The sequence below is a fragment of the Streptomyces sp. NPDC059455 genome, from assembly GCF_042750115.1.
GTDB lineage: Bacteria > Actinomycetota > Actinomycetes > Streptomycetales > Streptomycetaceae > Streptomyces > Streptomyces endocoffeicus.
Map to the genome: position 1 here is coordinate 1 of NZ_JBHYVB010000206.1, position 10,908 is coordinate 10,908.

Below are 10,908 nucleotides of genomic sequence, written 5' to 3' on the forward strand. Positions count from 1 at the left end.
CAGGGGGGACCCTGTGGGAGAGTAGGACGCCGCCGAACAAATTTTAGCCTCGGTCCCGAGTACATAGTGCTCGGGACCGAGGCATTTTTGCGTTCAGCTCCCACGATGTGCCCGGTGGCCTCTGTGACCCGACGCTTGGGGCAGTCGGTCCGTCGTACCCGTCGTGTGGTTCGTGGGACTCCTGCTGCATATCTGTCCCCGCACTCGGGAGACCCACCGCGGAGCAGCTGGCTGGATGCGTCGGCGGGATGTGCGGGCCGTCAGTGCGACTCCTGGCCCACCAGGGAGCGGTGCGGCCAGCGGGCTCGGGCCTGTTCCTGGGAGCGCATCAAGGCCAGTGTGGGCAGGCCCTGGTCCGCGCCCTGAGCGAGGAGGTCGGGGAGTGCCGGGAGCGGGGCCACGGCGGCCACGTCGTCCAGGACGAGGGTCAGTGGTGGGTCGAGCCGACCGGAGGATGACCGTTCGGCCATGCGCCGGCCGTGCTCGACCACGTGTGAGGCGAGTGCGGTCAACAGCGGCATCGCACCCGGCTGGGTTCGGGGATCCTCGATGGATTCGCCCATCAGATACAGGGTTCCCCCTTCGGCGACGAATGACTCCAGTGCGAGCATGTCGGCGCGTCCCGGATTGCAGGCGTCCCGGATGTGGATCGACGACAGCGCGCCGAGGGCACGGGCGGTCAGCTCCTGGGCCATGTCGCGGCGTTCGCGGTGGGCGGTGAGCGTGGCTTCCAGCTCGCCGGCCGCGCCGCCCGCCGCCTTGGGATGCGTACGGAGGATCTTCACGGGCTCGTGGGCCGAGCTGCCCTGCGCCCAGCGGTGCACATGGCGGAACGGCCGGCCGTCCACCGCGGCGGCGTGGAGCCAGCACCGCAGCATCGTCTCCGCGGCCTCCGCCAGGGGCCGGTCCATGGCGTGCATGGGCCGCACGGGGGCGAGGAGGGCGGTGGCGCGGGCGGCCGCGATATCGCGGGAGCCGCAGTCCGCCGCCGGGTTCCAGCGCAGCCGGGCGGGGGTGTCGAGCAGATGGGACGGGTCGAAGACGTGGGTGGGGCCGAGCTTGGCGCGGGCGTCCTTGGTCGTGGCCCAGAGCTTGGGATCGCTGGTGACGACGAGGACGGGGCCGATGGCCTCCAGGACGGTGTGGACCGCGGACTCCCCGCGCTGGGCGCCGAAGAGGACGCGGGACCGGGCCAGTTCCCCGTCGGGGAGTGCGGCCGACGTCAGCGGGCCGGTGCGGGGGGTGGGGAGCGGCTGTGGTGCGGATGTCGGGGCGAGCGGGGCGTACATCCCGTCCTGGGCCGGGGGAGTGGTCTGGCCCTGGGCGGGAGTGACCTGTGCGTCGGCTCTCTGCTCGCCGATGTACGGGTGCGGTTCGGGGCCCGTTCCGGCGGACGCTTCGGCGGCGACGGACCCGGCCGGGTGGCGGTGATCGGCGACGGGTGCGATGACGCCGTCGCCGGGGACCGCCTCGGCCGGGCCCGGTGCGGGGAGCCCGCTGGAGCGGTCTGGAGCGGCGGTGCCGGGCGCACCCTCAGAAGGTCTGGCGGAGGCGGCTCCTGGGGCCGCTGAGGCGCTTCCAGGGCCGGGGACGGGTGGAGGCGGCGCATCGACGCCAGGGGTCGCCTCCACGCCCGTACCGTTGACGGGCATGGGCTCGATGCCGTCCTTCGCGGTCCTCGTGTCCGAAAGGCCGAGCCGCTTTGCCTCCGCCGCCTCCGCGAGGGCGGCGGCGCGGGCGACGCGGCGCTGGGCGCGGACCGTCCGGTAGCGGGCCAGTGTGCCCATCACGAAGATGGTCAGGACGATCAGCACCATCAGCTCACTGATGAAGATGCCCCAGAACAGCCCGTACCCCGACAGCTGGTCCTTCGGGGTGTCGGGCCAGGCCGCCGCCAGGTCTTGCGGCTCCTGCAGCAGATGGCGCAGCGCCACTGGTGCGCGCATGAAGGTCAGGTTGTCCGGCCAGGCGCCGCGGGCGAAGAGCCCGGCCAGCCCGGTCGCCGACCACATCAGGCCGAGCGCGCCCAGCAGGAGGGCGATGGCGCCGATCAACAAGCCGTCCGGAATACCGCGTTCCGCGGGCCCGCCGTGATTCTGTCCCGCTGCCATCTCACGCCACCGTGGATCCGTACGACGGCCCGCCGAAGGTGTCCGCCTCCGCCGCCTCGACCGCCGCGGCGGCGCGCCCCTCGGCCTCCGCCTCGACCGCCATCTGCACGGCCAGCGCGTCCTCCGTCATCGCCCGGTCGGTGTAGACGAGGGGCCGCTCGGCCTCGGTGATCAGGTGTTTGACGACCTGTACGTTGCCGTTGACGTCCCAGACCGCGATACCGGGCGACAGCGTGGGGATGATCTCGACGGCCCAGCGGGGCAGGCCCAGGACGCGGCCGGTGGCCCGTGCCTCGTCCGCCTTCTGGGCGTAGATCGTCCGGGTGGAGGCCATCTTGAGGATGGCCGCGGCTTCCCGCGCCGCCGCGCCGTCGACCACGTCGGAGAGGTGGTGGACGACGGCGACGAACGACAGGCCGAGCCGCCGCCCGAATTTCAGCAGCCGCTGGAAGAGCTGGGCGACGAAGGGCGAGTTGATGATGTGCCACGCCTCCTCGACCAGGAAGATGCGCTTCTTACGGTCGGGACGGATCCAGGTGTGCTCCAGCCAGACGCCCACGATGGCCATGAGAATCGGCATCGCGATCGAGTTGCGATCGATATGGGACAGGTCGAAGACGATCAGGGGTGAGTCCAGATCGATTCCGGCCGTGGTGGGGCCGTCGAACATACCGCGCAGATCACCGTCGACCAGCCGGTCCAGCACCAGGGCGACATCGAGACCCCAGGCCCGTACGTCGTCTATATCGACGTTCATGGCCGCCGCCGATTCCTCCTCGGGGTGGCGCAGCTGCTCCACGATGTCGGTCAGCACCGGCTGGCGGTCGACGACGGTCTCGTTGACGTAGGCGTGCGCGACCTTCAGGGCGAACCCGGACCGCTCGTCGAGCCCGTGCCCCATCGCGACCTCGATGATCGTGCGGAGCAGGGCGAGCTGACCGGTCGTGGTGATCGCCGGGTCCAGGGGGTTCAGACGGATACCGCCGTCCAGGGCCGCCATGGGGTCGAGCCGGATGGGCGTTATCCCCAGCTCCTGGGCGATGAGGTTCCATTCGCCGACGCCGTCCTCGCCCTGGGCGTCCAGCACCACCACCTGGCGGTCGCGGAACCGCAGCTGGCGCAGGACATAGGTCTTCTCCAAGGCCGACTTGCCGTTACCGGACTCGCCGAGCACCAGCCAGTGGGGGGCCGGCAGCTGCTGGCCGTAGAGCTGGAAGGGGTCGTAGATATAGCCCTTGCCGGAGTAGACCTCACGGCCGATGACCACGCCGGAGTCGCCGAGGCCGGGTGCCGCGGTGGGGAGATAGACCGCCTGGGCCTGGCCGGTGGAGGTGCGTACGGGCAGTCGCGTCGTCTCCACCTTTCCGAAGAGAAAGCTGGTGAACGCATCGGTGATGGCGCTCATCGGATCGGCCACGGCGGAGCCCCTATCGTCCCTGTCGTCCCAGTCGTGTCTATCAGCTCTATGGGCTGTATCGGCTCTGTCTGATCTATCGGCGGATGCCGGTCGCGAACGGCAGCGTGTTCACAAAGGCCCGGTGGTGCTCGCGGTCGCACCACTCCAGCTTGAGGTAGCTCTTCCCCGCCGAGGCGCGGATGGTCCGCTTGTCGCGCGCGAGGGCCTCCGGCGAACGGGAGGACACGGTGATGTAGCCGACGAGGTTGACGCCCGCGGCGCCGCTGGCGAGGTCCTCGCCGCGCTGGTCGAGCCGTCCGTGGGCGGCGATGTCGCGCGGGTCCACGGTGCGGTTCATCTTCGCGGCGCGGCTGGCCTCGGCCTCGTCGTTGGTCTTCTCGGTGAGCATCCGCTCGATGGCGACCTCGGTGGGCTCGAGGTCCATACAGACGGCGACCGTACGGATGACATCGGGCGTGTGGACGAGCAGCGGGGCGAGGAAGTTGACCCCGACGGGCGTCATGGGCCACTCCTTCACCCAGGCCGTGGAGTGGCACCAGGGCTCGCGGGTGCTCGACTCCCGGGTCTTGGCCTGGAGGTAGGTGGGCTCCATGGCGTCCAGCTCGGCGGGCCAGGCGTTCCGCTTGGTCATCGCCTGGATGTGGTCGATGGGGTGGTCCGGGTCGTACATGGAGTGGATGAGGGACGCAAGCCGCCCCTGCCCCAGGGGCTGGCGCACCCGGATGTCGGCCTCGGCGAGCCGGGCGCAGATGTCGGTCAGCTCACGGGCCATCACCACGGCGAGGCCCGCGTCCTTGTCGAGCCGCCGGCCGCCGCCGCTGTGGCGGGCGGCGCGCGCGATGGCCTGGGCCTCGGCGGCCAGGTCGCGGGTGTAGTGCATACAGGCGACGAGATAGGCGCGGTGCTGCTCGGAGGAGGTGGAGACCATGGACTGCAGCTGGTCGTAGGAGTCCTTGAGCCAGTTGGGGGCCTGGTCGTCGCCGCGCCGCTCGACGTCCTTGGCGTGCGCGTCGGGGTCGGCGGGGAGGGTGCGGGCCAGTATCTGCAGCCGGGTCACGAAGCCGTCGCCGTTGGCCACGTGCTTGAGCAGGGTGCCGAACCGGTCCACGAGGGCCTCCTGGTCCTCGCTGTCGCGCAGTCCGACGCCGGGGCCCTCGATCTCGATGGCGGCGGTGACGGTGCGGCGGTCGGCGTGCAGGAGCACGGCGATCTCGTCGGGGCCGAAGGGGGCGGCCAGCCAGTTGATCCGGCCGATGCCGGGGGGCGGGCCGACCTCGATCTCACGGCCGTCCAGGCGGGTGCCGGCCTCGGCGGCGCTGGAGCGGTAGGCGGTGGTGCCCTTACGGACGCTGCGCTTGTAGGAGCGGTTGATCTCGAACCAGCGGTAGAACGTCCGCCCGTTGTACGGGACGTAGACGGCGGCGAGGGCGAGGGTGGGGAAGCCGACCAGGGCGGTGATGCGGAACGTCAGCACCGGCACCAGCAGCCCGCACATCATCCCGATGAACGCCCCCGCGATGATCAGCGCGATCTCGCCGGTCTCGCGGTTCTTGCCGACGATCGCGTTCGGGCGGGGGCGCCCGATCAGATACGTGCGACGGGGCGCGATGGGGTGCGACTGGGCGTCGATCGTCACCGCCGGTCACCTCCCGAGTTGTTGCCGGAGCTGCGGTTCGTGGCGGAGCCGCCGCCGGAGCCTCCGGTGTGGCCGGTGCGGCTGGCGGGCGCGGGGGAGGCGCCTCCGCCGCCCCCGCCGCTGGTGCGGGTGGAGTGGGCCGCCACGCCGCCGGAGACGGGGTTGGCGGGCTTGGCCTGCCCCGGGGCGGCGCCCCCGCCGGCCTCGCCTCCGCCGCGGGCGCTGTGGGTGTTGATGCCCTGCTTCACCAGGGCGGCGGGGGAAGTGATGACGGCGGCGGCCTGGCGGGACGCGGGGTCGGAGCTGGCGCTGCGGGCCTTGACGATCTCGTCGCCGAAGCCGGGGACGAAGCGGTAGATCATCGCGCTGGCGAAGATGGCGAGGATGATGATGGACAGGCCGGAGACGACGGCCGAGAAGGCGTCGGGCTTGTCGCCGTTGGTGGAGAGCGCGCCGGCGAGGGCCAGGACGGTGATGATCACCGGCTTGACGAGGATCACGGCGATCATGATCCCCGCCCAGCGGCGCACATGCCCCCACATGTTCTTGTCGACGAGGCCCGCGTAGACGGCGGTGCCGAGCAGCGCGCCCACGTAGAGGAGGGCGGCGCGGATGACGAGCTCGAGGCAGAGGACACCGGCGGCGAGGATCGTCACCAGCGAGACGACGATCAGCATGATCGGGCCGCCGCCGATGTCCTCGTCCCGCTTGAGCGCCTGGGAGAAGGAGCCGAAGAAGGCGTCGTTGTCCGCACCGGTGCCGGAGGCGATGGCGTCGGTGACGGCGTCGGTCGCGGTGACGACCGTATAGAGGATGAGGGGGGTGAAGGCGGAGGCCAGGACCGTCAGCCAGAGGAAACCTATGGCTTCGGAGAGCGCCTCGCCGAGGGGGACGCCGCGGATGGCGCGCTTGGCGACGGCGAGGAGCCAGAGGATGAGCGTGAGGACGGTGGAGGCGGCGAAGACGACGGCGTACTGACGGAGGAAGGCCTCGTTGGTGAAGTCGACGTTGGCAGTCTCCTTGACGAGCTTGGAGAGCTTGCCGACGAGCCAGGAGGCGGCGTCGGCGCAGCCGCGGGCGAGGGAGGCGGCGGGGTCGAGGGGGTTGGAGGGGTCGGGGGGGCCGCCACCCTTGTCGCCTTTTTCGCAGTACTTCTTGGCCGAGCCCGTGAGCAGGTCGCAGTCGCTGTTGTCGGACGGGCTCGGCGACGGTGCGGCGGCGGCCCGCGTGGCGAGGAGCACGGCAGAGGTCTGGACCGCCGCCACCACCCCAGCGAGCGTGACGATGCGCTTGCGCGGCTTACCGGGCATACGTGAACCCTCCGTACTGCTGCACAGCCTTGGCGATCTCATCAGCCGTCGACGCGGTGTTGTCGCTGTTGACCGGGGCAGGGCCGTCCTTCTGGGAGTAGCTATCGACCTTCCAGTCCTTGTTCACCCATCGCAGCTTGACGGTCATGGTGAACCAGTCGTTGGCTACCGGGTTCTTCGATCCCTCTCCGGCCGTGCCGAACACGCCGGTGCACCAGACCTCGACGGTGGCGGCGGTATCCGTGGAAGCGGTCGTCTTCGTGCCGATGGGGGCGGCGCGCGAGACATAGGTCATGCCGTCGCCCGCGTTGCCGTTCGCGTCCAGGCCGAGCTTCTCCAGGAAGCTCTTGGAGTAGGCCCGGTCCAGCTTCTTCTGCAGCCCGTCCACTCTGTCGCTCGTAAAGACCTGGGAAACGAGCTGGTGACGGCGGTCCGACTTGGTCATGTCGGCGGATGCGAGCGCCACCGCGTAGTTCGCCGCCGCGCTCTGGGCGCCTTGCTCCGATTTGGCGAAGCCCGAGGCGATGTCGGTAGTGGCGTTCTTGCCGTCGACCGGGCGCTCGCCCGTGGGGGCGGTGGGGTGGGCTTCGGTGCCGCCCCCGCCGGTGTCGCTGTCGCTGGACCCGCCGTCCTTGGCGTCGCCGCGGTTGACGAAGGCGATGGCCGCGAGGAGGAGGACGATGACGCCGACCACGGTGATCAGGTTGCGGCTGGGCTTGGCGCGGCCGGGGGCTCGGCGGGGTGGACCGTAGGGGTCGCCGTCACCCTCGGGCAGGCGGGTGCGCGTCAGGTGACCTTCGGGGGCCGCGCCGCGGCCGCGGCGCGCCTCATGGCCCTCGTAGTCACCGCCGTATCCGTCGTCGCCGCCGAGACTCATCCTGCGTACGCCCCTTCACCCGTGCCGAGCCTGCCGAGCCTGCTGATACCGCCGATCCCGCTGATTCTGCCGACCGCGTCATCCATGGTCCCTCTTCCGTCACCCGCATACGACGGTAACGGTGAGGACTGACGCTCGGGCGCGCTGGTGTGAGTGGACATCAAGCTGACACGACCTCAGCGTGGTGAGCGGGAGCGGGCATCAGGGAGCAGCCTCGGGTACGGGGTGTGGGGCCGGTAGGGGGAATCGGGAGCGGAGGCTTGCGACCAGGGGTGTGCGCCCCGCGCGGAGGGGCGGCTCGGGGGCGGGCGGGGACGCGGCTAGATGGCCATGCCGTACACGATCGTGAAGAGCGTGCCCAGTGAACCGATGATGAACACACCGGTCAGGCCCGCGACGATCAGTCCCTTGCCCTGCTCCGCGCTGAAGGTGTCCCGCAGGGCCGTCGCGCCGATCCGCTGCTTGGCCGCGCCCCAGATGGCGATGCCGAAGCACAGCAGCAGTGCGACCGCCATCACGACCTCGATCATGACGCGGGCCTCGCTGCCCAGGCTGCCGAACGGACCCCAGTCTGGGGCGATTCCGCCGATGATGGTGTTGATGTCGCCCTTTTCGGCCGCTAGGAACATGATGAACTCACCGCCCCTTGTGGGTTGTTGTGTCTCTTCGCCGGCATGGCGTGGGTCAGCCTCTATCTTCGCTGATGAATCCGCTTCCGCATGTCGACTTGGCGGCATTTCTTGGCGGATCTCGTGCGTGTTGTGGGACACGCCCGTCCGGCGGCCGTGTGAGGCATGTCAACGGAGTGTCGTATGGTCACTCTGTGTATCACGCGGGTGGGCGTGGGGCAACGATCCGTGAGGGGCTGACGGGCAGGCTCCTTGGTGAAGGGCCATCAGCGCGCCTGCGCTCAGCGCCTCCGCCCGCTGGGCCCCGCCCCCTCACTTCCCCGCGGGCTCGTCCGTCTCCGTAAGGTCCGCGAAGTCGTCGAACTCGCCCGCCTTGACGCCCTTGATGAACGCGTCCCACTTGGCCCGGGTCGTGACGACGACGGTCTCCGGGTCGTTGCTCTCGCGCATCAGGATCTGGTCGTCGGGGCCCACGGCCACCTCGAGGTAGGCGGCGCCCTCCGGAAGGTCGTCGGGTGCGGCCCGCTGCCAGTCGAGCTCTTGCCGGTCGAGGCGTGTCATCTGCGGTCCCCAGGGTCGTGTGCTCGGACGGCTGGACTCTACGCGTTCCCCGGCCCCGCGAGAGGCGGCCGAGATGGGGCGGTGAGGCGTGCGGGGCGGGTCGGCGGCGCATAAGGGGGCGCGCGTCGGGGGCCGTCGTATGGTTTCGGCTGGGGAGCGGCTGATTTTCGCCGTGCGAGCGGAAACGCGTTCGTATGGCGGGTGAATGGGGGAGGATGGCCGGGTGCGTAAGGTCTGGCTGGGTGTCAGTGTCGGTCTCGGAGTCTCCTTTTCCTTCGTCGCGCTGCTCGTCGTCGGTACCTACATGGTCGCGGCGGACCTCGTCGGCGGTGCCGGCGGTAAGGCCGTCGGGCTGGCCAAGGGCGCCGTTCCCGCCACGTACGAACCGCTCATCCAGCGGTACGGGAACTCCTGCCCGGCCATCAACCCCGCGCTCCTCGCCGCGCAGCTCTACCAGGAGAGCGGCTGGAACGCGAAGGCGCAGAGCCCGGCCGACGCCAAGGGGATAGCGCAGTTCATCCCCGCCACCTGGGCCTCGCACGGGGTCGACGGCAACAAGGACGGCGTCAAGGACATCTGGGACCCGCAGGACGCGATCCCGTCGGCGGCCGCCTATGACTGCTCGCTCGCCAAGTACGTCAAGGATGTGCCGGGCAATCAGACGCACAACATGCTGGCCTCGTACAACGCGGGCGCCTATGCCGTGATCAAGTACAGCGGGGTGCCGCCTTACCGCGAGACCCAGAACTACGTGAAGACCATCACCACCCTCGCCAAGAGCTTCGAGGCGCCGATCCAGAAGGTCCAGCCCTCCCAGCAGTCGGCCGGGGCGATCTACTTCGCGCAGAAGCAGCTCGGCAAGCCCTATCTCTGGGGCGGGAACGGCACGCCGGAGCAGGGCGGGCGGTTCGACTGCTCGGGGCTGACGCAGGCGGCGTACAAGACGGTCGGCATTAATCTGCCGCGCGTCGCCAACGACCAGTGGAACGCCGGACCGCACCCCAAGCGGAGCGAGCTGCTCCCCGGGGATCTGGTCTTCTTCGCCTATGACCTCGACGATCCGAGATCGATCCACCATGTGGGGATGTACGTGGGCGGCGGCTACATGATCAACGCGCCCTACACCGGTGCGGTGATCCGTTTTGACAAGATCGACTCGCCGGACTACATCGGTGCTACACGGGTGACTCAGGATGGCGCGAAAGCGCTGCCGCGGGCGAACCCCGCGTAAGGATTCCCCCTGAGCTGCGACGATCGGTCACCCTTCGATAACGTCCCGGTGATCGTTGGGTGGAGTACGGAACCCCTGGCGAGAAGAGGGCGTTCCCTGGAGGTGGATCGAGGCGTGGATCAGCGTGGATCGACGGCGGACTCTCCGGCGCCGGTCGCGTTGCCACGGCTCGCAGGGCATTACGGGGGGTCGGCAGCTGCACGTAGTGACAGGCAAGAGATAAGGGGCCACGGCATATGGCTGGACTCGCACTGGACGGGTCGAACCCCGATGTCAGCCTGCTCTACGACATCAACGGGCTGGCGAAGGACGCCCCGCACTGGTTCGACCGCGTCATGGAGTTCGTCGGCGAGTACGGGATCATCATCGGGCTCGCCCTGGTGACCCTGGCCGCCTGGTGGAGCGTCCGGAAGCGGCGGCAGGAGGCGCCGTCCGCCGTCGCCGGGCTGGTGTGGGCCCCGCTGGCCGCCGGGCTGGCGCTGGTTGCCAACATCCCCATCCGCGGCTTTGTCGAGCGGCCCAGACCCTTCAGGGACCATCAGGGGCTCGATGTCCTGGTGGCGGGCAAGACCGACTTCTCGTTCGTCAGCGACCACGCGACGTTGACCATGGCGGTCGCCGTCGGCGTCTTCATGGCTCACCGCGCTTATGGGGTTGCCGCCATAGGGCTCGCGCTGCTGGAAGGGTTCTGCCGCGTCTATATGGGCGTCCACTACCCGACCGATGTGATCGGCGGGTTCGCCCTGGGGACGGCGGTCACGCTGCTGCTGGCGCCGCTCGCCATGATGCTGCTGACCCCGCTGACCACGGCCGTCGCGGATTCGCGCGTCGGCCGCCTGATACGGGCCGAGCCCGCCGCCGCCGACCAGAACGCGGACGAGGCACGCGCGGAGCTCGCCGAGTCCCGATCGGTGGGCGGCGACCACGGGAACAAGGACCTGGCGGCCTAAGCGCTCCGCTGGAAGTGTCGCGATGCGTCGTCGGCCGACTGCGGCGCCGTCGTGGCTGGTCGCGCAGTTCCCCGCGCCCCTTCGGGGCGCTGCCCGAACCGTAGCGGACTTCCTCTGACCTGCTTGGCGGCACCCTTACGGACGCCACGAACACGGAAATGACAGAAGGCCGGGCGGCTGCCGGGC

Annotated in this window: 9 protein-coding genes; 2 read left to right on the plus strand and 7 right to left on the minus strand. The window is 70.0% G+C overall.

All coding sequences use genetic code 11. The features are described 5' to 3' along the window. Positions 1-260: 260 nt before the first annotated feature. The 7 genes from ACFXB5_RS43925 to ACFXB5_RS43955 all read right to left on the minus strand — a co-directional run bounded on the left by ACFXB5_RS43925 (position 261) and on the right by ACFXB5_RS43955 (position 8,541). The gene (locus ACFXB5_RS43925; RefSeq protein WP_385219354.1) at positions 261-2,111 is read right to left on the minus strand and encodes a hypothetical protein; all 1,851 of its coding nucleotides are present in this window, start codon (positions 2,109-2,111) and stop codon (positions 261-263) included. A 1-nt stretch (position 2,112) separates the two neighbouring features. Further along, entirely contained in the window at positions 2,113-3,516 is a 1,404-nt protein-coding gene (locus tag ACFXB5_RS43930) for an ATP-binding protein (protein ID WP_385219379.1), read from the minus strand. Between the two features lie 85 nt (positions 3,517-3,601). Continuing rightward, positions 3,602-5,158 carry an SCO6880 family protein gene (locus tag ACFXB5_RS43935; RefSeq protein WP_385219381.1) on the minus strand — a complete coding sequence of 519 codons (1,557 nt, stop codon included), beginning with the start codon at positions 5,156-5,158 and terminating at the stop codon, positions 3,602-3,604. A gap of 2 nt (positions 5,159-5,160) precedes the next feature. Then, entirely contained in the window at positions 5,161-6,474 is a 1,314-nt protein-coding gene (locus tag ACFXB5_RS43940; RefSeq protein ID WP_385219356.1) for a hypothetical protein, read from the minus strand. Continuing rightward, on the minus strand, positions 6,464-7,351 hold the full coding sequence (locus ACFXB5_RS43945) for a hypothetical protein (RefSeq protein ID WP_385219358.1): 888 nt from the start codon (positions 7,349-7,351) through the stop codon (positions 6,464-6,466). Before ACFXB5_RS43945 ends, ACFXB5_RS43940 begins: the two co-directional genes overlap by 11 nt. 320 nt (positions 7,352-7,671) lie before the next feature. Continuing rightward, positions 7,672-7,980 (minus strand): hypothetical protein, encoded by a 309-nt coding sequence (locus tag ACFXB5_RS43950; protein ID WP_009716148.1) that lies wholly within the window; start codon positions 7,978-7,980, stop codon positions 7,672-7,674. 312 nt (positions 7,981-8,292) lie between these two features. Then, complete coding sequence (locus ACFXB5_RS43955; RefSeq protein ID WP_201857067.1) at positions 8,293-8,541, minus strand: DUF397 domain-containing protein; 249 nt, start codon at positions 8,539-8,541, stop codon at positions 8,293-8,295. A gap of 223 nt (positions 8,542-8,764) precedes the next feature. Between ACFXB5_RS43955 and ACFXB5_RS43960 the strand changes: the two genes are divergently transcribed. Then, positions 8,765-9,772 carry an NlpC/P60 family protein gene (locus ACFXB5_RS43960; RefSeq protein ID WP_385219359.1) on the plus strand — a complete coding sequence of 336 codons (1,008 nt, stop codon included), beginning with the start codon at positions 8,765-8,767 and terminating at the stop codon, positions 9,770-9,772. Between the two features lie 236 nt (positions 9,773-10,008). Continuing rightward, positions 10,009-10,722, plus strand: a complete 714-nt coding sequence (locus tag ACFXB5_RS43965; protein WP_385219361.1) for a phosphatase PAP2 family protein — start codon at positions 10,009-10,011, stop codon at positions 10,720-10,722. Positions 10,723-10,908: the final 186 nt, after the last annotated feature.

Excerpts from the sequence above, each read along its gene's own strand:
- ACFXB5_RS43945 (WP_385219358.1), bottom strand. The coding sequence starts at position 7,351 with ATGAGTCTCGGCGGCGACGACGGATACGGCGGTGACTACGAGGGCCAT.
- ACFXB5_RS43930 (WP_385219379.1), bottom strand. The coding sequence starts at position 3,516 with ATGAGCGCCATCACCGATGCGTTCACCAGCTTTCTCTTCGGAAAGGTG.
- ACFXB5_RS43925 (WP_385219354.1), bottom strand. The coding sequence starts at position 2,111 with ATGGCAGCGGGACAGAATCACGGCGGGCCCGCGGAACGCGGTATTCCG.
- ACFXB5_RS43965 (WP_385219361.1), top strand. The coding sequence starts at position 10,009 with ATGGCTGGACTCGCACTGGACGGGTCGAACCCCGATGTCAGCCTGCTC.
- ACFXB5_RS43950 (WP_009716148.1), bottom strand. The coding sequence starts at position 7,980 with ATGTTCCTAGCGGCCGAAAAGGGCGACATCAACACCATCATCGGCGGA.
- ACFXB5_RS43940 (WP_385219356.1), bottom strand. The coding sequence starts at position 6,474 with ATGCCCGGTAAGCCGCGCAAGCGCATCGTCACGCTCGCTGGGGTGGTG.
- ACFXB5_RS43955 (WP_201857067.1), bottom strand. The coding sequence starts at position 8,541 with ATGACACGCCTCGACCGGCAAGAGCTCGACTGGCAGCGGGCCGCACCC.